23 protein-coding genes and 1 tRNA gene are annotated in these 19,522 nt (G+C 71.0%); 12 read left to right on the plus strand and 12 right to left on the minus strand.

All coding sequences use genetic code 11. The features are described 5' to 3' along the window. Nucleotides 1–81: 81 nt before the first annotated feature. The 6 genes from ER308_RS19850 to ER308_RS23310 form a co-directional block, all read right to left on the minus strand. Nucleotides 82–306 carry a DUF3039 domain-containing protein gene (locus tag ER308_RS19850; RefSeq protein WP_131156588.1) on the minus strand — a complete coding sequence of 75 codons (225 nt, stop codon included), beginning with the start codon at nt 304–306 and terminating at the stop codon, nt 82–84. A 185-nt stretch (nt 307–491) separates the two neighbouring features. Then, nucleotides 492–569, minus strand: a tRNA-Pro gene (locus ER308_RS19855). Between the two features lie 210 nt (nt 570–779). Further along, entirely contained in the window at nt 780–2,120 is a 1,341-nt protein-coding gene (locus tag ER308_RS19860) for a chloride channel protein (protein ID WP_205745758.1), read from the minus strand. Nucleotides 2,121–2,453: 333 nt separating this feature from the next. Continuing rightward, nucleotides 2,454–2,957, minus strand: a complete 504-nt coding sequence (locus ER308_RS19865) for an AmiS/UreI family transporter (RefSeq protein WP_131156589.1) — start codon at nt 2,955–2,957, stop codon at nt 2,454–2,456. A 101-nt stretch (nt 2,958–3,058) separates the two neighbouring features. After that, nucleotides 3,059–4,312, minus strand: a complete 1,254-nt coding sequence (gene fmdA / locus ER308_RS19870) for a formamidase (RefSeq protein WP_131156590.1) — start codon at nt 4,310–4,312, stop codon at nt 3,059–3,061. Between the two features lie 149 nt (nt 4,313–4,461). Then, nucleotides 4,462–4,758: an FmdB family zinc ribbon protein gene (locus ER308_RS23310; protein WP_131156591.1), complete on the minus strand. Its 297-nt coding sequence runs from the start codon at nt 4,756–4,758 to the stop codon at nt 4,462–4,464. A gap of 200 nt (nt 4,759–4,958) precedes the next feature. Here ER308_RS23310 and ER308_RS19880 point away from each other — a divergent pair, with 200 nt between their 5' ends. Then, nucleotides 4,959–6,188 carry an MFS transporter gene (locus ER308_RS19880; protein WP_165492273.1) on the plus strand — a complete coding sequence of 410 codons (1,230 nt, stop codon included), beginning with the start codon at nt 4,959–4,961 and terminating at the stop codon, nt 6,186–6,188. Between the two features lie 63 nt (nt 6,189–6,251). Here ER308_RS19880 and ER308_RS19885 read toward each other — a convergent pair whose 3' ends face one another. Then, a complete protein-coding gene (locus tag ER308_RS19885) occupies nt 6,252–6,695 on the minus strand; it encodes a MarR family winged helix-turn-helix transcriptional regulator (RefSeq protein ID WP_131156593.1) in 444 nt (147 codons plus the stop codon). A 72-nt stretch (nt 6,696–6,767) separates the two neighbouring features. Between ER308_RS19885 and ER308_RS19890 the strand changes: the two genes are divergently transcribed. The 9 genes from ER308_RS19890 (at nt 6,768) to ER308_RS19930 (ending at nt 14,445) form a co-directional block, all read left to right on the plus strand. Further along, on the plus strand, nt 6,768–7,892 hold the full coding sequence (locus ER308_RS19890) for a substrate-binding domain-containing protein (RefSeq protein ID WP_131156594.1): 1,125 nt from the start codon (nt 6,768–6,770) through the stop codon (nt 7,890–7,892). 126 nt (nt 7,893–8,018) lie between these two features. Continuing rightward, nucleotides 8,019–8,633, plus strand: coding sequence for a CDP-alcohol phosphatidyltransferase family protein (locus ER308_RS19895; protein WP_131156595.1), 615 nt, complete (start codon nt 8,019–8,021; stop codon nt 8,631–8,633). A 162-nt stretch (nt 8,634–8,795) separates the two neighbouring features. Continuing rightward, entirely contained in the window at nt 8,796–9,176 is a 381-nt protein-coding gene (gene gcvH, locus ER308_RS19900) for a glycine cleavage system protein GcvH (protein ID WP_131156596.1), read from the plus strand. Nucleotides 9,177–9,335: 159 nt separating this feature from the next. Next, nucleotides 9,336–9,821, plus strand: coding sequence for an FHA domain-containing protein (locus ER308_RS22890; protein WP_131156597.1), 486 nt, complete (start codon nt 9,336–9,338; stop codon nt 9,819–9,821). Between the two features lie 11 nt (nt 9,822–9,832). Then, the gene (ftsR, locus tag ER308_RS19910; protein ID WP_205745759.1) at nt 9,833–10,633 is read left to right on the plus strand and encodes a transcriptional regulator FtsR; all 801 of its coding nucleotides are present in this window, start codon (nt 9,833–9,835) and stop codon (nt 10,631–10,633) included. 68 nt (nt 10,634–10,701) lie between these two features. Next, nucleotides 10,702–12,015 (plus strand): D-alanyl-D-alanine carboxypeptidase family protein, encoded by a 1,314-nt coding sequence (locus tag ER308_RS19915; RefSeq protein ID WP_165492274.1) that lies wholly within the window; start codon nt 10,702–10,704, stop codon nt 12,013–12,015. A gap of 62 nt (nt 12,016–12,077) precedes the next feature. Continuing rightward, nucleotides 12,078–12,551: a bifunctional nuclease family protein gene (locus ER308_RS19920; protein WP_131156600.1), complete on the plus strand. Its 474-nt coding sequence runs from the start codon at nt 12,078–12,080 to the stop codon at nt 12,549–12,551. 196 nt (nt 12,552–12,747) lie between these two features. Then, complete coding sequence (locus ER308_RS19925) at nt 12,748–13,269, plus strand: MerR family transcriptional regulator (protein WP_131156601.1); 522 nt, start codon at nt 12,748–12,750, stop codon at nt 13,267–13,269. A 270-nt stretch (nt 13,270–13,539) separates the two neighbouring features. Next, nucleotides 13,540–14,445: a SurA N-terminal domain-containing protein gene (locus ER308_RS19930; protein ID WP_131156602.1), complete on the plus strand. Its 906-nt coding sequence runs from the start codon at nt 13,540–13,542 to the stop codon at nt 14,443–14,445. Nucleotides 14,446–14,514: 69 nt separating this feature from the next. Here ER308_RS19930 and ER308_RS19935 read toward each other — a convergent pair whose 3' ends face one another. The 5 genes from ER308_RS19935 to ER308_RS19955 form a co-directional block, all read right to left on the minus strand. After that, a complete protein-coding gene (locus tag ER308_RS19935; RefSeq protein ID WP_131156603.1) occupies nt 14,515–15,993 on the minus strand; it encodes a leucyl aminopeptidase family protein in 1,479 nt (492 codons plus the stop codon). Between the two features lie 39 nt (nt 15,994–16,032). Continuing rightward, entirely contained in the window at nt 16,033–16,239 is a 207-nt protein-coding gene (locus tag ER308_RS19940; protein WP_131156604.1) for a hypothetical protein, read from the minus strand. 34 nt (nt 16,240–16,273) lie between these two features. Then, nucleotides 16,274–16,888, minus strand: coding sequence for a 2,3-bisphosphoglycerate-dependent phosphoglycerate mutase (locus ER308_RS19945; protein WP_131156605.1), 615 nt, complete (start codon nt 16,886–16,888; stop codon nt 16,274–16,276). Nucleotides 16,889–16,982: 94 nt separating this feature from the next. Further along, nucleotides 16,983–17,480, minus strand: a complete 498-nt coding sequence (locus ER308_RS19950) for a DUF411 domain-containing protein (RefSeq protein ID WP_131156606.1) — start codon at nt 17,478–17,480, stop codon at nt 16,983–16,985. A 178-nt stretch (nt 17,481–17,658) separates the two neighbouring features. Further along, nucleotides 17,659–18,279, minus strand: a complete 621-nt coding sequence (locus ER308_RS19955; protein WP_205745760.1) for a TetR/AcrR family transcriptional regulator — start codon at nt 18,277–18,279, stop codon at nt 17,659–17,661. Between the two features lie 115 nt (nt 18,280–18,394). Here ER308_RS19955 and ER308_RS19960 point away from each other — a divergent pair, with 115 nt between their 5' ends. Next, nucleotides 18,395–19,063 (plus strand): pentapeptide repeat-containing protein, encoded by a 669-nt coding sequence (locus ER308_RS19960; RefSeq protein WP_165492275.1) that lies wholly within the window; start codon nt 18,395–18,397, stop codon nt 19,061–19,063. A 66-nt stretch (nt 19,064–19,129) separates the two neighbouring features. After that, nucleotides 19,130–19,522 carry a hypothetical protein gene (locus tag ER308_RS19965; RefSeq protein ID WP_131156608.1) on the plus strand — a complete coding sequence of 131 codons (393 nt, stop codon included), beginning with the start codon at nt 19,130–19,132 and terminating at the stop codon, nt 19,520–19,522.

Consider the following 19,522-nt stretch of genomic DNA (forward strand, 5'->3'; position numbering starts at 1 on the left):
ACGGATCTGGGTGTCCGGCGTCAGCCGGGCAGGTCGGATTCCTCCGGGGTCTGCGCAGCTTTGCCCGGGAGAGCCGGGTCGCTACGCGGCCCCCTCGGCCTTGATCCGCTTGCACTCCGGACAGATCGGGAAGCGCTCCGGATCGCGGCTCGGGACCCACTTCTTCCCGCAGAGGGCGATGACGGGCCGACCTGTGACCGCGCTCTCGAGGATCTCGGCCTTCGGTACGTAGTGCGCGAAGCGCTCATGGTCCCCATCGTCGGGGCGCAGCGGCTGCGTCCGCTCGTCGATCTGGACGCTGCTCATGGCGCACCCTCCCTACGTCGATCGATGACGAGCATAGCGGCTGTCGGTCCGGCCACGGCGGCCCGGTCCCACCAGGATGACGCGCCGGACACTGCGTTGCGCGACCATATCCCACGCTGTGTGCGAGGTGGAGGCAGAGCGGGTCGTGCCCGAGGACCTTCGGCGCGCTGGTGACGCGGGTGGTGTGGTCGGGATGGGCGGATTTGAACCGCCGATCTCCGCTCCCCCAGAGCGGCGCCCTAACCAAGCTGGGCCACATCCCGGTATGGGCGGACCGTGCCGCCCGACACGTGAGCGTAGCGTCACGGTGGGGCCCTTGCCAGCGTGAGCGGGAGGCTCGACTGTTCGTGCCGGTTCTGCGAAGGACTCTCGGGAGGCGGTAACGATTCCCGGTTGTGGTGTCTGGAGGCGGAGATGCGGAGGCAGAGGGTCGTTGCGCGCGTCGCGCTGATTTCTTGCGCCCGCTGCGCGAGTCATCGGCGACTCCGTCGAGGGCGTCGGCCACGGTGAGGGGGCAGCCACGGGCGACGACGCTGCATCAGCGTCCGCACGTCGGTCCCGCGGCCGGTCGGGATATCGCCCTTGGGCGAATCGATGCGCTGGCTCTCGTAGATCCCCCGATGACCAGTGAACACGTAGCTGATGACGCATCCGACCGCCAGGTAGACGAGGGCGCCGCCTCCGAATAGCTCCACGCCCATGAGCGTGGAGGCCAGCGGCGTGTTCGTCGCACCGGCGAAGACGGCCACGAGCCCGATCGCGGCGAGGATCTCAGGTGGCGCGTCCAGCGGCTCGGCCAGTGCGCCCCCGAGCGTCGCGCCGATGACGAAGAGGGGAGTCACCTCGCCCCCTTGAAACCCGGCTGCGATCGTGACCGCGGTAAACACGATCTTGAGGAGGAACGCCCAGGCTGCGACCTCGCCCTCGTAGGCGTCAGCGATGAGCGGCAGTGACAGCCCGAGGTAGGCGGTGGTCCCCACCAGTCCCGCGAGCGCGATCACGGCCAACCCGCCGATGATCGGCCGGGCGGGGGCCCAAGGGCTCGCGGCCCGGTAGGTGCGACGGAGCCCGTACACGAGCTCGCTGAAGAGGATGGCGGCGAGTCCGAACGCGATACCGGCGAGCGCGACCTTCCCGAGCAGCCACGGGTCGAAGGTGACACCCGGTAGCGTGACCGTCGGGGTGGGCCCGTGCGGGAGGCCGGTTAGGTCGAAGGCGGTTCGGGCGACGCCGTCGCCGAGAATGCCCGCGACCATCGCGGGCATCAGGGCCGCGAAGCGGATGCGCCCCACGGTGAGTGCCTCCAAGGCGAAGACCGTCCCGGCCATCGGGACCTGGAAGACGCCACCGAACCCGCCGGCGATGGAGGCGATCAGCACGATCCGCCGGTCCTCCGCTGACAGCCGCGTGATGCGGGCGAAGGTCGCAGCGAGTGCGCCACTCATCTGCACACCGGTCCCCTCGCGACCGGCGGAACCGCCGAACAGGTGGGTGACCAGAGTGCCTGTGAGCACCAGAGGGGCCATGCGCAGAGGCACCTCCGGTGGGCGCTCGACGTGCTCGCCGTGCTCCGGTTCGTGGACGGCGTCCAGGATGAGGTTGTTGCCGCTGGCGGAGTTCCCTCCCAGGTAGTGGTAGGCGAGGGCGACGGCGAAGCCCCCGAGCGGCAACCCTGCGAGCAGCCAGGGGTTGCCTTCGCGAGTCTCGGTCACCCAGGCCAGCGATAAAAGGAACACCGCGGCGGCGAGGCCAGCGAGAACCCCCACGATGGTCCCGAGCACCGCCCACTTGAGCAGGTAGTGAAGGAGCGCCACCTGCTCGCCACCCTCGAGCCGCAGCAGTCCGCGAGCGTACGTGTAGGACCTTACGGCAAGCGTCGGCGGGCTGTCGTCAGGGGCGGCCTCCCCGCGGCTCCCGGCCCGAAGTGCGTCGGGGTGGTCGCACCACTCGCAGGGTTGTCCCCGGGACCACTGGGCGCAGTTCCCACACCAGGGCACGGGCACCTCCGTCGCGTCCTCCAACTCGTGTCCGCGAGGCGCTGCCCGCGGGACGCGCGGGCCCATTCGCACGTAGCGGTCGTCGGTGACGCCTCACGGGGGCGGGGGGACGCCTTTGCCACCCGCGGCGCGCCGCGGGCCGCTCGCCAGTCAGATGATGCCGTTGAGGACCAGGAAGCCCGGAAGCCAGGCGGTCACGATGCTGAGCAGGAGCGTGAGATACGCGGCGAAGCGGGTGAGTGGCTTCTTGAGCGCGAGAAGCAGGAAGTAGGTGAACCACAGCACCGCCCAACCCGCCCAGTTCAAGCCGAGCCAAAGGTCGAACACCTCGACGACGGCGGAGAGGGTGAGAATCGACACGGGCACCGCCGTCACGGCTACGAACAGGCAGTACCAGCCGAGGCCCGCGCCGTCGGCCGCGATGCCCTGGTTGTATGCGACCCACAGGTACGTGAAGGCGAACAGCAGGACGTACGCGGCCAGCTGGACCGAATCGAGGTCGCCCTGCGCGACGGAGAAGATCGCCACGATCAGCCCCACCAGGCCGGTGAAGACGTTGATGATCGCGACCTCGCGATTCTGGATGTGACCGAGCAGCCAGATGCCGTTGACGAACAGTACGGCGCCCACGTAGAGCAACACGAGCCCAAGCATGTGCGAACCTCCGAAATGCGCTCGCCGGGGATGTCGGGGCGCCGCCGCGGCGCGGTGGCGCCCCACGCCGGGACCCCGGCGGTGCGACGCGTGATCGGCGCCTACGACGTGACGGCGACCTGTCCGCGGTCGCGGTGGGTGGGGCCCTCGGCCGTCGGCCGGATGTCGAAGTCGAAGATCGCCGTGGGCAGGTAGAGGGAGCAGGATGCGTTGGGGATGTCGACGACAGCGCTCACTCGTCCTTCGATGGGCGCGGTGCCGAGGATCATGTACGCCTGCTCACCCGTGTAGCCGAACTTCTTGAGGTACTCGATGGCGTTCAGGCAGGCGTTTCGGTAGGCGAGCGTCGCGTCGATGTACTCCTGGCGGTTGGTGTCGTGGTCGACCGACGTCCCGCAGAAGGAGACGAACTCCGAGTAGCGGGGCTCGACATTGCCGGGCATGAACACCGGATCGGTCGTGACGCCGTACTTCTCCATGCCACCCTTGATGAGGTCGACGCCGAAGTCGATGAAGCCACCGATCTCGATCGCACCGCAGAACGTGATCTCCCCGTCGCCCTGGCTGAAGTGGAGGTCACCGCCCGAGAGCTTGGCGCCGGGTACGTGGACTGGATACAGCACTCGCGAGCCGCGTGAGAAGTTCTTGATGTCGTGGTTCCCACCGTTCTCGCGGGGCGGGATGGTCCGGGCTCCCTCCCGGGCGACGGCATTGAACCACGACGAGCCCGGGTCCAGGCTCCCTGCCAGGGCCTCTTGCTCTTCCGGCGGGAGCGCCAGCGGCGGAACCCGGTCAGGGTCGCGCGCGATCAGTGCTCGCTCGCGCTCGTTCCAACGCTCGAGGAGCTCTGCCGACGGCGCTGTGCCGAATAGGCCGGGGTGGGTGATGCCCGTGTAGGAGACCCCGGGGATGTGCCGCGAGCTCGCCTGCTGCCCGCGCAGGTCCCAGATGGTCTTGTACGCCTCGGGGAACCTGTCGGTGAGGAAGCCACCGCCATTCACCTTGGAGAAGATGCCGGTGTAGCCCCACCCCTCGCCCGGAAGGTCGCCACGCGCCTGCGGGATGGGTCCCAGGTCGAGGATGTCGACGACGAGGAGGTCTCCCGGCTCGGCACCGCGAATGCCGATCGGCCCGCTCAGCACGTGGCACCGCTCGAGCACCATGTCGCGGATGTCGTTGGCGGAGTCGTCGTTGTTGACCTGCCCGTCGGTCCAGTCGAGGCACTCGACCCGAAACTCGTCGCCGGGGGAGACCTCGGAGGCGATGGGGATGTCCGGATGCCAGCGGTTGTGGCCCGGGACGTTCTGCTCGAACATCGAGCGTGAGTAGTCGATCTCGAATGCGACGTCGGGCATCTTCGGGGCCTTTCTCCAGTCCGGGTGCTGCGATGTGGGAGCGGCCGTGGCGCACTGGCCTCGACCGGCTCGGGGCTCGGTCGGTGAGGTGCCTCCTCTCGATCGGTGACACCGGGCAGGTGCAGGTCGTGAATCCGGTGGGTGCGGTATCAGCGCCGGGGAGGTGGTGGGACCGGACGAGGAGGCACGTTGGAGCCCCCGGTCGATGCCCGACGACCGGTGGGCGGGGGCAGCGAGGTGACGACCTCCGGTTCGTCCTGCGACCTCTCCGCGCGCGTGATCTCGCGGGCAAGGGCCTCCGGGAACCGGTTCACGTGTGGAGCCGAGATGGCGCGTCGCACCGGTGTGTGACATCCCGGGCAGTCGTGATGCTGCGGCGCTTCGCCCATGGCGCGCTGGAGCTCGAAGGGCCCGCAGTGCCCGCAGCGGTACTCGTAGGTGGGCATGACCGTCCCTTTCGTGTCGCCCCGCACTCGTCCTCCCGCCGGCTCAGTGTGGGCGAGCGGGCCGAATTATGTTTCCGAAACGGAAATTTACCGATACGGTAAAGTCTGTCAAGGGTCGCGGAATCGAGAGTCGACGGACACGTCTCCGCCGCACCCGGCCGTGGCCCGTTGGCCCGTGCCACCGTCCTGGGGCAGCGTGTATGGCGACAAGCGACCGTTCCGAGTCGCACGTGCGGGCGTTCGTCGGGGCGGGCCTTGCCGCCGCGAGTCTCGGCACGCTCTACGCGTGGAGCGTGCTGGCCGGCCCCATCTCCGACGCTCTCGAGCGCGGCGCTGAGGTCGCGCTGGTATTCAGCGTCGCCCTCGCGGCGTTCGCCGTGACCGTGATGTTGGCTGGTCGGTTCACGGATCGGGTCGCGCCTGCCCGGCTCATGCTGGGCGCGACGGCCTCCGTGGTGCTCGGGCTCGTGCTGGCCGCCTTCGCTGAGCACCTCGTGACCCTCGTCGCGGGGTACGGGGTGCTCTTCGGTGCCGGCAACGGGCTCGGCTATGCGACCGCGGTCGCGGTGGCGAACCGCGGCGCCACGCAGCGGCGGGGCCTCGCCGTCGGCAGCGTCGTGGGCGCCTACGCCGTGAGCGCGCTGGTCGCCGCGCCGCTCCTCGAGGCGGGGGTACGGCATGCCGGATGGAGGGCGGCGCTGCTGGGGCTGACCGTCGTGGTCGGCATCGGGCTGCTCATCGGAGCCTTCCTGCTCACGGGCGTCCGGGTGCGGTCCGTGCGCCCGGAGGCGACGACGGGGCTCCGCCCGAAGGCGGTGCTGCGATCCCCGGAGGGGCGGTACCTGTGGGCGGTGTTCCTGCTCGGCTCGTTCGCAGGGCTCATGACGCTCAGCCACGTCGCGGTCGTCGCCGAGGTTCGCGGTCTCACACCGGCCGATGGTGCGACCCTGGTCGCGCTCGTCGCCATCGGCAACGCGAGTGGGCGGGTCGGGGTGGGGGCTGCGAGCGATCGATTCGGCCGCCTCGCCGCGTTGTCGGTCGCCACCAGCGTCGCGACGGGAGCAGCGGGGCTGCTCGCCATGCTCGCGAGCCCAATGGTCCTCTACCCCGCGGCGGTCCTACTCGGAGTCGCCTACGGTGCGCTCGCGGGATTGGTGCCGGCCGCGACCGCCGACCTGTTCGGCACGGCGCATGTCGGTGGCAACGTCGCAGTCATGTTTAGCGCGTGGGGCCTGGCCGGTGTGCTCGGCCCGAGCGTCGGTGCTGCGCTGATCGGGAGCCGCACGGATGATCGGGCGGCCTGGGCGGTTGCCGCGACGCTCGCGCTCGTCGGCCTTGTCGCCGCTGAGCGGCTACGCCGCACGTGTCGTCCGGCCTCTTCGAGCCCTACGAGCGGGCGCCGCGTGCGCAAGCGAGATCGGGGGGCGTGACCGTGTCACGGCCTGGGATCCGGCCCGCCGAGCCCACGCCCACGGGGTCCCGGGGTGCTGGCGCTACGTTCCAGGCGTTGACGCTGAGTCGGCGACGCTTATCAGCCGCTGCAGGAGCTCCGTGAGGCGCTCGTACTCCTCGGGCTGGAAGCCCGTGAGCGCGTCGTCGAGGTGGACAGTGACGCGCTCCTCGACCTCGTGCAGCAGCGCGTGACCCTGGTCCGAGGCGTAGACGAGCACGCGTCGGCGGTCGAGAGGGTCACTGCGTCGGTACGCGAGCATGCTGGTGGCGAGGAGATCGACGATGCGGGTGGCCGTCGCGCCGGCGAGGCCGAGGCGCTCGCACAGCCCCCCCATGGAGTGGCCCTGGTCGTCGGCGAGGATCCGCAGCGCCTGCCAGTGCTCCCGCTCGAGCCCGACCTCCTCGAGTACGGGATTCACGACCCTTGATAGAAGGCGGTCCAGGTCGCCTAGAATGCTCGTGACGTCCCGTGCGGTCGTCATCATGCCCCTGGCATGAACGACGGGACGTGTCGGCGTGGGGCACGCTTACGTGGCGGACCCAGTGGAGGCGCTTCCATGTCGGAGACAGTGTACCGATCCGGTGTGGTGCGCTCCTCGGAGGTGTGCCTCGCCCCCGACAGTCCTCGCGAGGCGGGGACCATCGAGATCGGCTTGGTCGTGCCGATGCGCGGACCGGCGGGGATCTTCGGGCTCTCGTGTTACATGAGCGCGGTGTTGGCCGCGGAGACACTCAACGAGACGGAGGGCCTGCTCGGTCGGGAGGTCCGCATCCGGCCCATCGACGGTGCCGGGAGTCCGTCACAGGTTGCCGAGCGCGTGACCGCGGAGACCGACGCCGGGCGCGTCGACGCGGTGGCCGGCTGGCACCTCTCGCATGTGCGGCGCGCGGTCGTCTCCCGGATCCAAGCACGGGTTCCCTACGTCTACAGCGCACTGTACGAGGGCGGCGAGCACACCCCGGGCGTCTTCATCACTGGCGAGACCCCCAGCCGTCAGATCCGGCCCGCCCTGGCCTGGCTCGCTACGCAGCTCGGCGTGCGCCGGTGGGCGCTGGTTGGGGACGACTACCTGTGGCCGCACGGGAGCGCTGCCGCCGTGCGCGGCCACGCCCGCGAGCTCGACCTACGCATCACCGACGAGGTCTTCGTGCCGCTGGGGACCGGCGACTTCTCCTCCGTGGTTCACGGCTTGCAGCAGAGCGATGCGCAGGGTGTCCTGCAGCTGCTCGTCGGGCAGGACGCGGTGCACTTCAACCGGGAGTTCGCCGCCGCGGGCCTCGACGAGCGAATGGTGCGGCTGAGCCCGTTGATGGACGAGAACATGCTCCTCGCGAGCGGGCCGCAGGCCACTCGGGGCTTGTACTCCGCGGCCGGGTTCTTTGAGGGCCTGGCCACGCCGGGTGCGCTTGAGCTGGTGGGCCGCTACAGCGAGCGGTTCGGCCCGGACGCGCCCGTCTTGAACAGCATGGGTGAGTCGTGTTTCGAGGCCGTGCAGTTGCTCGCGGCTCTCGCGACTCGGAGCAGGTCGCTGGAGGTGGGGGCGATGTTCCGCGCCGCCAGGCAGCCCATCGGGTACGACGGCCCCCGCGGTACGGTCCACCTTCAGGACGACCATCTCGTCCAGGACGTTTACCTGGCGCGAGCCGAAACGACCACGTTTGACGTGATCACGAGGCTCTAGCCCTCGCAAGGCGCCGCAGGGCGAGGGTAGGACTAGCCTCCGCGGGGCCGAGCGAGATCCGTTCGCCCTGACACCGGCCGTTCTCCCGGAGACCGGGAGGGAGTCCGGGGAGGCAAGGAGGCTGGGGTGCGGCTGTTCGATGCGGGCGCAGACGGCGAGTCCCGGGTCACCGGACGCATCGCGACGGTGCCGAACGGGATCACCGCGGTCCGGCTCGTGGGCCTGCCCGTGTTCGCGTGGCTGGTGCTCGGACCCGAGGCCTTCGGCTGGGCGTTCGGGCTGCTCGTCGCGATCGCCGCGACCGACTGGCTCGACGGCTACGTCGCGCGCCGCTTCGACCAGGTCTCGCGTCTCGGGATCGTGATCGACCCGCTCGTGGACCGGCTGTTGGTCGTCACGACCGTCGTGGTGTTGGCCGTCGCGGGGCTCGTCCCGTGGGTTCTCACGATCCTGGTCCTCGCCCGGGACGTACTGGTGGTCACGGGCGGTTTCCTCCTGTTCGGGGCCGCCGTGCCCGCGATACCCGTCAGCCGCCTGGGCAAGGCCGCGACGGCCTTGTTGCTGTTGGGGCTCCCGATGTTCCTGCTGGCCGCTGCGCTCGACGTGACGGCCGTGCGCGGCGTCGCGTGGGTGGCGACCATCACGGGGCTCGCTTTGTACTACGTGGCGGGGGTGCAATACGCCCGCGCGGCGCTTGCCCTGCGCGGGGACCGCTCGTCAGGGGATCACGACCCGGAGTAGGCCGAACCGCCCTCGCGGCGGGACGACGGGTCGGTCCCGGGAGGGCCTCCGGGTGTGGCGAACGGATCCGATGCGCAACTTCGCCGTCGGTCGCGCTAGCCTGCGGCCCGCCCGCCCCGCGCAGACGGGGCCTCGCCCGAGAGTGTCGACGAGGAGGTCGCGGTGGATCCGGATGATCGCAAGTACAGCGAGGAACACGAGTGGGCGCTCGCCGATGGTGGGCGCGTGGTGGTCGGGGTCACCGACTATGCTCAGGACGCGCTCGGGGACGTCGTCTACGTCGATCTGCCGGAGCCGGGGACCCGCGTCGAGGCGGGCAAGGCCTTCGGTGAGATCGAGTCCACGAAGAGCGTCTCGGACCTCTACGCGCCCGTGTCCGGGGCGATCGCGGACCGCAACGCCGCGCTCGAGCAGAACCCCGAGATCGTGAACAGCGATCCGTACGGGGACGGCTGGTTGGTGGTCATCGACGCTGACGACACCAGTCAGCTCGACGCATTCATGGATGCGGGAGCGTACGCGCAGCTCATCGCCGACAGCTGAGCGGATCGATCGGTCCGAAGGCGCCCGCGGGGGGTCCGCGGGCGCGGCGGCACTGTTAGGATTCGCTCTCGCACCGCTGGCGTCGCGCCGGGTGTACGCTGCCGAGGCGCGCAGCGCCCGCCGCGTGCAGCGCCCGGGTCAAGGGGGAGCTGGCGACGGATGTACTGCACGCACTGCGGCCACCACAACCCGGCACCGGCGAACTTCTGCGCGAACTGCGGTCGCCCGCTGGCCGCGACGTCCGACGCGACGACCGGGTCGATGCGTCTCGAGGAGGCCTTCGCCGAGGCCGACGCCAACATGGGGCCCGACGAGCCGGCCGTCGTGGCGGAGCTGGATCCGCGTACCGCGTTGCTCGCAGTGGTGCGCGGACCCAACGAGGGAGCGCGGTTCCTGCTCGACCGGGACGTCGTCACGGTGGGTCGTCATCCCGACAGTGACATCTTCTTCGACGACATCACGGTCAGTCGACGTCATGCGGAGTTCCGGCGCGAGGATGAGGGGTTCCGCGTCGTGGACGCGGGGAGCCTCAACGGCACGTACGTGAACGGTCAGCGAACCGAGGAGCATCTGCTCGACACCGGCGACGAGGTGCAGGTCGGCAAGTTCAAGCTGAGGGTCTACGTCGCGGAACCCGTCGGCTGAAGGGGTGGCGTGTGGCGGATGGCTACACCATCGGTGAGGTCCTCAACCAGCTCAAGGAGGACTTCGAGGACATCACGATCTCGAAGATCCGCTTTCTCGAGAGCGAGGGGCTCATCTACCCCGATCGCACCGACTCGGGTTATCGCAAGTTCATCGATGACGACGTGGACCGCCTGCGCTTCATCCTCACCGCCCAACGGGACCACTACCTCCCGCTCAAGGTGATCCGCGAGCAGCTCGACCGGCTGGACGCCGGCGAGGTCCCCGGGCAGGAGGCCGCCGAGGGGGGATCGGGCTATCCGATGCCGCAGTCGAGCGGGCCCCAAGCCCTCGTGGGGTCGGTCCCCTCCGACGGGGTGGGGGGCGCGACGGCCGGTGCCGATGCTGGCGCGGTGCCCTCCGGTGGGCTCGACGAGCAGCCCACCCCGGCCCCGATGGGCGTGCGGGAGCTCTGCGAGGCCAGCGGGCTCGAGCCCGGGGAGGTGAAGGCACTGCGCGAGTTCGGCGTACTCGGCACCGGCGACGACGGCTGGTTCGACGGCGAGGACGTCGTCGCCGCACGCGCGGCCAAGGAGTTGCTGCGTCTGGGGCTCGAGCCGCGCCACCTGCGGATGTACCGGCAGTTCGTGGAGCGGGAGCAGGCATTGTTCGAGCAGTTGGTGACACCCCTGCTGCGGCAACGCAACCCGGAGGCACGCCGCCAGGCGACTCGCCAACTCGAGCAGCTGTCGCAGCTGACCGGCTCGTTGAAGTCGGCGCTGCTCTCCCGGGCGCTGCGGAACCGAGTCCACGGGTCCCCCGAGCGCCCGTGACGGCCGTCCGTCTCTTCGCCACTCGCGGTCGGGGAGGGGGACGGGGGAGCAGGAGCGCTGCGCTCGCGGTGTTGACGTCCGCTGTCCTCCTGGTGGCGGGCGCGCAGAGCACCGCGGAGCTGGTGGCCGGGGCCCGGGGGGAGGCCACCGCCCAGCCGACCGCCGCCGACGGACTCCGTGGCGAGGAGAACGGAGACGAGGGGATCGACGGCGTCGTTCCCGGCGGCCGAGCTGGTGATGTCGCGGGTCCCCAGGTGTCCGCGGCCGGCGCGCTGCTCTGGGACCCGGCCGCCGACGCGGTACTGGTCGATGTCGAGGCCGAGGTGCCGCGCCCCATGGCCTCCACGACCAAGATCATGACGGCACTGCTCGTGCTCGAGGGGGGCACGGTCGATGACGAGGTGGAGATCAGCGCGGCCGCGGTCCAGGCGGGACAGCTGCCGGGGGTCGCGCGGGTCGGCCTGACCGAGGGCGAGGCGCTGCCGATGCGCAGCCTGCTCGTCGCGCTCTTGCTCGAGAGTGCGAACGATGCGGCCGTGGCCATCGCCGAGCACGTTTCCGGTGACGTCGACGCGTTCGTGGCGGCCATGAACGAGCGTGCCGACGAGCTCGGACTCGACGAGACGGGCTTCGTGGACCCTTCGGGGCTCACGAACGATCCGGATCACGTCGCGAGCCCCGCGGACCTCGTCCGTCTGGCCGAGGAGGCGATGGGTCACGAGGAGTTCGCCGAGATCGTCGGTATGTCCGAGGCCGAGCCCGACGGCCTCCCGCGCATCGACAACCGCAACGAGTTGCTCGACACCTTCGACGGCGCCACCGGCGTGAAGACCGGCTTCACGAGCCGTGCGGGTCTGACGCTGGTGGCGGCGGCGGAACGTGAGGATCGTCGTCTGTACGCGGTGGTGCTCGACAGCGACGACCACTTCGCCGACAGCGCCGAGCTCCTCCGGCACGGGTTCGAGCGCTGGGCGAGCGAACGGATCGAGGGGGAGGTCGCGTCGTGGCGGACGAGCGGCGGAACCACCCCTCTGGAGGTGGCCCGACCGGTCGAGTACGCCGTGCCCGCGGACGGTGAGGTCGAACTCGTCGCGGATCCGCCAGCCACGCTCCCCGCGGGGACGCCGGCCGGGACCGAGGCGGGGACCGCCGAGCTGCGCGTCGACGGGGTCCCGGCCGGCTCGGTGGAGCTCGCCACCGCCGAGGAGGTGCCGCGGCCGACCCACGAAGGGTCGGCCGCGATCGGGGCCGGTCTGCAGGACGCGCTGCGCGACCTCTCCCGAGCCGGGCTGGAGGAAGTCCGCGGTGAGCCGCCGTTCGGTCGGCCGGTGCACCCCCTGGTCGTTTCCGGGCGCCCCTGGTTTCCGGGCGCGCCTGATTGAGTGGGACCGGGCCCGGGCATAGACTCGCCTGCACCGGCGCAATCCGAGGAAGGAGCGCCATCGTGATCGAGCTGGAGCTCGTGGGAGTGCGCGTCGAGCTCCCGCACAACCAGCCGATCGTGCTCCTCAAGGAGACGACCGGCACCCGCTTTCTTCCCATCTGGATCGGCCCGGTCGAGGCCACGTCCATCGCGTTCGCGCTACAGGGCGTGGAGACCGAGCGGCCGATGACGCACGACCTCATGCGCGACCTGCTCGCGGCGCTTGACGTCACCGTCGACCGCATCGTCGTGACCGAGCTGCGTGAAGGGACCTTCTACGCCGAGATCCACATGACCCACGGCGAGGAGTCCGTCGTCGTCTCGTCGCGGCCCTCCGATGCCATCGCGCTGGCCGTGCGCGACTCCGTCCCCATCTACGGTGAGCAGGACGTTCTCGACGATGCCGGGATCGAGATCGAGGACGACGAGGAGGACGAGGTCGAGCGATTCAAGGAGTTCCTCGACCAGGTGAGTCCCGAGGACTTCAACTCCTAGGCCGGCGCGTTCAAGACCGGCGCGTTCCAGGGGGCACTGCGGCCACCGGCCGGGCGGGTGCGCGTCCCGCCCCGGGTGCCAGCCGCGTGCGGCGGCCCTCTTGTACCCCCGACGCCGGCCCGATACTGTCTGGCGGAAAGGGAATTCCATCCGTGGAGTCCGCGGTCAGGCGGGCTGCACCGATCCCGGGAGCGCGATGAGCGGCGAGCGTCCGAACCGGTATCTGCGTGACATCCCCCTGCCCGGTCTCGGCGGGCCGGCGGGGTATCGGGGACCTCACGTGTGCGAGATCGTGGGGATCTCCTACCGTCAGCTCGACTATTGGACCACCACCGGTCTCGTCTCGGCGTCAGTCCGCGGCGCCGACGGCTCGGGGACGCAGCGGCTGTACTCCTTCGAGGACATCGTGCAGCTGAAGGTCATCAAACGACTGCTCGATACGGGCGTGAGCCTGCAGCGCATCCGGTCGGCCCTGGAGTTCGTCCGCGATCGCGGGCTCGATCTGCGCAACGTCACGCTCATGAGCGACGGGACCACCGTGTACGCGGCCGACGACGATGCGCGGATCGTCGACCTGTTGCGCTCGGGCCAGGGTGTCTTCGCCATCGCCGTCGAGCCGCTGGCCCAGGAGACGGAGGGCGAGGTCGCCGATCTCCCCCGGGAGCACGCGTACGAGGATCCAGCCGTGCCGAGCCCGCCCGAGGTGCAGAGCGGCTAGCGCGAGCCCTCGCGGCCGCGGCGTCTCCGCAGCACACCCCGAGTGGCCGTCCCGGATTCCGGACCGCGAGGTGGCGGTCCGGGTCCGGGCAGCGTGGCGCATGCTCCGCGGCCGGATGCGACGGGTGCAGCTCACGATCCGACCCCCCTGCACAGTGCTCGACCTCGTCCGGTCAGGCGAGCGGCCATCCGGTAGGGAGGGTCCGTGCCGCAGGGCGCCGGATTCACGCGAAGCTACGGTGGTCGTATGCCGATCCGAAGGAACGCCCCCATGCTCACCCGCATCCTGCTGACCGTCCTCGCCGGGCTGCTGCTCCTCGTGGCTGCCTGCGACGACGCCGAACCCGACGAGACCCCGGACGAGGCGGAAGAGGAGGACGTCGAAGAGCCCGAGGGCGACGACGAGGACGAGGACGACGCTGCCGAGGGCATGGAGGACGACGGAGCCGAGGACCTCGAGGGTGCCGAGCCGCCGGAGCCGACCTCCCTCGAGGAGGGGACCGCCGCCATCGTCGAGGGCATGGACATCACCGACGACGAGGTCGACGCGCTGTTCGACGAGGAGTCGGACATCGAGCAGTTCGAGGAGCAGCTGGGGGAGGACGCGGACGTCGAGACCCTCGTGCGCACCGAGCTGCTCACCGAGCTCGTGCTCGGCGAGCTGATCGTGCAGGCCGCCGATGAGCGTGACGTCGACGTGACGGACGAGGACCGCGAGGACGCCGAGGACGCCGCCGGCGAACAGCTCGATCAAGCCCTCGAGGAGGGTCAGCTGAGCGAGGAGCGCCGCGAGATGAACCTCGAGCGTCAGGCGATGTTCGAGGCGCTGCGCCGGGACTTCGAGGGCGAGGCGACCGAGGAGCAGGAGGAGCAGGCCGAGGAGTTCGGCGAGCAGCAGGGCGGTCAGGAGCTGACCGGCGACGACATCGCCATGGACGAGTGGATCGTCGAGCGCATCCAGACGGCCGATGTCGAGGTCGATGAGGAGTACGGGGTGTGGGACCCGTCGGGGATGCAGATGGGCGCACCGCTCATCCAGCCCCCCGAGGACGCGATGCCCGAGCAGGAACAGCCCGGCATGGGTGACCTTGAGGACCTCGAGGACATGGATCCCGAGGACCTTGAGGACCTCGAGGACATGGAGGACATGGAGGACCTCGAGGATCTCGACCAGTAGCGCTCGCGACCCGGAGCACTCACGGCGCGAGGAGGGCCGCGCGGATCCTGCCGGGTCTGCGCGGCCCTCTCAGTGTGGCTGGCCCGAGAGCCAGGACAGCAACGTCCTGGTGCCGAAGCCCGTGGCTCCCGCCGGCAGATAGCCGCGCGCGGTGTCGCGGTCCAGGAAGGCCGGTCCGGTGATGTCGAGGTGTGCCCACGGCGTGCCGCCGACGAAGCGTCGCAGGAACAGCGCCGCGGTGATGGCACCCGCGCCCGCACCGTCGCCGCTGTTGTTGCAGTCGGCGACCTCGCTGTCGAGCCGGTGTTCCAGATCCCCCCAGAGCGGTAGTCGCCACACGTCCTCGCCGGCGTTGCGAGCGGCGTGGGTGAGCGCGTCCGCGGGCTCGTCGTCGCCCAGGAGCGCGCCCGCGTAGCGCCCGAGGGCCGTGACCGCGGAGCTCGTCAGCGTCGCGACGTCCACGAGCGCGTCGGTCTGCTGGCGGGCGCCCAGCGCGAGCAGGTCCGCCAGCACCAGTGGCCCCGCGGCATCGGTGTCGCGCACCTCGACGGTCGTGCCGTCGGTGATTCGCACGACGTCGCCCGGGCAGAGTGCGCTGCCTCCCGGCATGTTCTCGACCAGGCCGAGGAGCGCTCGGACCTCGACCCGGGCCCCTGCGTCGCGCAGTGCCGCGCAGGCAGCGGCGATCGAGGCCGCGCCCGCCATGTCGGCCTTCATGCCCCGCATCTGCTCAGGCGTCTTCAGGGAGAGGCCGCCGGAGTCGAAGGTGAGGCCCTTGCCGGTGAGGGTCACGCGACCCAGCGGATCCGAAGGCACGTAGCGCAGCTCCACCAGACGCGGTCCGGCGCGAGAACCCCGCGCGACGCCGAGCATCCCTCCACAACCGTGCCGTGCGAGCCACTGCTGCCCGTGGATCTCGACGGTGCAGCTCGACGAGGCGAGTTCCGCGATCGCGCCGGCGAGCTCGAACGGGCGGCCGCGGTCCGGGGGGAGATCGACGAGACGGCGGGCGTCGACGGTGGCTTCCGCCGCGCGTGTCGCGCGCTCCGTGGCAGCTGCCGCGGTGGGCAGCAGCGAGGAGGGGACGAGGATGTCGAGCGAGGCCGGCGGCGAGCGACCGTCGGAACGGAAGCGTTCCTCCCGGTGCGCGCCCAGCAGGAAGCCCTCGGCGACCGCCGCCACCGAGGGCGCCGCGGGATGGACCTGCGCGAGCGTCGTCGCCACCGCCGTCCGTCGGGACGCCCCGAGACGCACGGCCGCGCCGGCGGAGAGCGCGGAGGCCCGCCGCAACTGCTCGGCGTCGGTCGTGTCCATCCTCCCGAGGCCAACGAGCAGCACCGTCCCGATGGCGGCGCCGGCGCCGGCGAGTTCGAGCGTCTGGCCGACGTCGCCGCGGAAGCCCGCGGTGACCGGGACGCGGTCCAGCCCGAGCGCCGACAAGGTCTCCACCGCGCCCGGCCCCTCGATGCCTCCCTTGAACACCGGCACGACGAGCAGGTCCGCTCCGGACTCGAGGGGGCGAGTGGCGACGGCTCGAACGGTCGGCATCCGTCTGGGCTCCGTGCTCGCGAGCTTCGGGTGTGCGGGCTATCCCGTGCGGGGCAACCCGTCGGGTCCGGGAGGTCCCTCGTGCTCGGCCAGTCTGCGTACCTCCGGCTCGGTCGGTCCCACGTGGGACCAGTCGCATCCGCCCTGGCAGCGTCGCAGGCACGCCTCGGGCACGCGCCCGTCCCCGTCGAATGGCAGCAGCTGCCCGCAGTGCCCGCACCGGTAGGTGTGTCCCGGGGAGATCATGGCAGGCTCCGACCGGTCGGCTCCGCCGCCCGGCTCACGCGTGGAGGATGCGCTGGTTGACCGGTCGGCCGTCCTGCATCTCGTAGACGAGTGGAACGCCGGTCGGGATCTCGAGCCCGGTGATGTTCTCGTCCGAGATGTCGTCGAGTTCCTTCACGATCGCCCGCAGCGAGTTGCCGTGGGCCGAGACGAGCACGCAGTCGACCTCGCGCGTCGCCGGGACGATCTCACGATCGAAGTAGGGCAGCGTCCGGGCGGTGGTGTCCTTGAGGCTCTCCCCGCCGGGCGGCGGCGTGTCGTAGCTGCGGCGCCAGATGTGGACCTGCTCCTCGCCGAACTCCTCGGCGGTCTGCGCCTTGTTGCGCCCGGTCAGGGCTCCGTAGAAGCGCTCGTTCAGCTCCCACGCCTGGATCTGGTGCAACTCGTCCTGCCCGAGCGCCTCGAGGACGAGCTGCCCCGTCTCGATGGCGCGCTGCAACGTCGACGTGTAGGCGCGTTCGACACGGTGATCCTCAGCAGCCAGGCGTTCGCCGCCTTCCCGGGCCTCGCGGCGACCCTTGTCCGAGAGCGCCACGTCGACCCAGCCCGTGAACCGGTTCTCCGCGTTCCACTCCGACTCGCCGTGGCGGACGAGGATCAGCGTGCTCACGAGGGCCCCCTTGTCGTCGGCGTGGTTGCGTCGTGGCGGTCGGTCCGGCGCCCGACGCTAGCACCGCCCCGACCCGGTCGATCGCCCAGCGAGCCTAGCCGACCGCGAAGACCTCGCCGGGCCGGCCGTCGGAGAAGGCTCGGAACTCCCAGGGCTCCTCCTGGGTCCCCGGCATGCCCGGCGAGCCGGCCGGCATGCCGGGCAGCGCGATCCCGTCGACCGCAGGATCCTCCTCCGCGAGTTCCGCGAACACCTCGGCCGGGATGTGGCCGACGACGGCGTGGTCCCCGGCCAGCGTCACGTGGCAGGAGCCCAACCCGTTGGGCACGCCGGCCTCGAGGTTGGGATCGTCGACGATGCGCTCGCGAACCTCGTGACCGGCCGCCTCGAGGTGCTCACCGTGCGCACCGCAGCACTCGCACGTCGCGGTGCGCAGCATGACGAGGGGCTCATCCTCCCCCGCGCCCTCGTCGTGGGGCGCAGCCTCCTCGTCGCCGGTGCAACCCGCCAGCAAGGCGACGGCGGCCAGCGCTCCGATCATCGTCGCGGTGCGCCGGAACCAGATGCGGGATCGGCGGGGGGTGTCGGGCATCGGTGTGCTCCTCGGTGGACTCGGTCGCGATCGGCGGGCGCGTTGCCGTGGCCCGCGCCGCGGTCTCGCGTGCTCGTGGCGAACACGGCTCCAGCATCGACCCGCCCCGCTCGTGACTGGCGGGTCGCCCGGCCCGGAACCGGGAGGACTCTTGAACCGAACTGCGCGGTCGGCCCGTTCAGCGCCCCAGTCGGTGCGGCTCCTTCGGCAGCCTGGCGAGGCCGAGATAGGACAGAGCGGTGAGATGCCCGGCGACCTCTTCCTTGCTCGGTTCCCGCACCTCGGACCACCAGGCCCCGACGTGCACGATCATCCCGACCAGGGCGTGCGCGTAGAGCGGCGACACGGAGGTATCGATCTCCGCCTCGGCGAAGAACCCGGCGAGGATCCCCTCGGCCTTGGCGGCGACGTCGGACAGCAGGCCCGCCATGCTCCCGCCGGCCACGCCCGACGAGCCCGACGGCGTGTCGCGGGTGAGGACGCGGAAGCCGGCGGGATCGGCCTCGATGTAGTCGAGGAAGGCCATCGCGCTCTCGTGGATCTGCTGGCGAGCGCCCACGTCGGGGCCGAGGCGGGACGTGATCATCTGCAGCAGCGCGGCCGACTCCCGGTCGACCACGACCGCGTAGATGCCCTCCTTGCCGCCGAAGTGCTCGTAGATCACGGGCTTGGACACCTTGGCCCGCGCCGCGATCTCCTCGATGCTCGCACCGTCATAGCCGAGCTCGGCGAAGACCTGTTTCGCAACGCCAACGAGCTGGGTCCGGCGCTCGCTGGCGGTCATCCGTCGCTCGCGCATGCTCGGCACGATACCGTTCAGCCCGTCGCGCAGAGATCCCCCCGGACGGCGACCGGGACCGGGCAGGGCGCGGCGGCGACCGGTCCGACACGACGGTGTTCGGGGGGACGGCAGGATGGCCCAGCGCAGGGGGACGGCCGTCCGACCGCCAACGCTGACGGCGCTGGAGCCCGCGGGGCACGGTGCGGTCCCGGTGGACGAGGGGCGCTACGAGCAAGTGCGGTTCGATCGCGCCGACTGGCGCGGGGTCGAGGCCGCGCACGTCGAGATCGATGCGGTGGCGTTCGAGGACGTCGACCTCACCGCAGCGCGACTTCCTTCCGCCCGGCTCACCGATGTGCGACTGACGTCGAGCGATGCCACCAACGCCGACCTCGATCACGGGACGCTGTTGCGCGTCGAGATCGAGCGTACGAAGCTGCTCGGCGTCGACTGCGCTGGCGCATTCCTCACCGATGTGCGCTTCGTCGACTGCAAGCTGACGCTCGCTTCGTTCCGGTTCGCCCGCTTGCGTCGCGTCGAGTTCGTTGACTGCGACCTGCGGCAGGCCACGTTCCAGGGATGTGACCTCCGCCGGACGGCGTTCGCCGGCTGCGAGCTGGGGGAGGTCGAGTTCTCCCACAGCACCCACGAGACCACGGACCTGCGCGGTTCCCGACTCATCGATCTGCGCGGGGTGGACGCGCTCCGCGGGGCCATCGTCGACTCGGCACAGTTGGTGGACCTCGCACCGTCGCTGGCGGCCGGAGTCGGCCTGCGGGTCGTCGATGGTGGCGAGGGCTGACCGGCCCCGGTGGGCGAGAAGCCGTCGGTCGCGCCGCTCGGCGGGCTACGGTGTCCGGGAGACGCGATGCCCGGTGACCGCGGGGGAGAGGTGAGCGGCGTGTGGCGCGACGACGTGGCGCGCGGGCTTCGGGCGGCGCTGGGGGACGTGCGGCCCGGCTCCGCCGGCCGGCCGACGGCGACGCGCGTGGTCTTCGTCGTGTTCGTCGCGCTCGGGCTCGCTGCGCTCCCGGTGTTCCTGGTCGGCCAGGCAGTGCTCATGACACGCCTGCTCGGCCCCGTGGCCGTCACCCTGCTGGCGCTGCTGCTCGCGGCGATGCTCATCCTTGGCGCCCTCGGCGGCCTCGCCCGACGGGGACGCGCGGAGGGTGCGCGCGAGCGGATGGACGCCGCGCGCCACGCGCCACGCGACGGACCCGGCGGGGGTGCGTGGTCCTGGAAGAACGACGGCCCCGCGTGA

It is taken from the genome of Egibacter rhizosphaerae, assembly GCF_004322855.1.
Classification (GTDB): domain Bacteria; phylum Actinomycetota; class Nitriliruptoria; order Euzebyales; family Egibacteraceae; genus Egibacter; species Egibacter rhizosphaerae.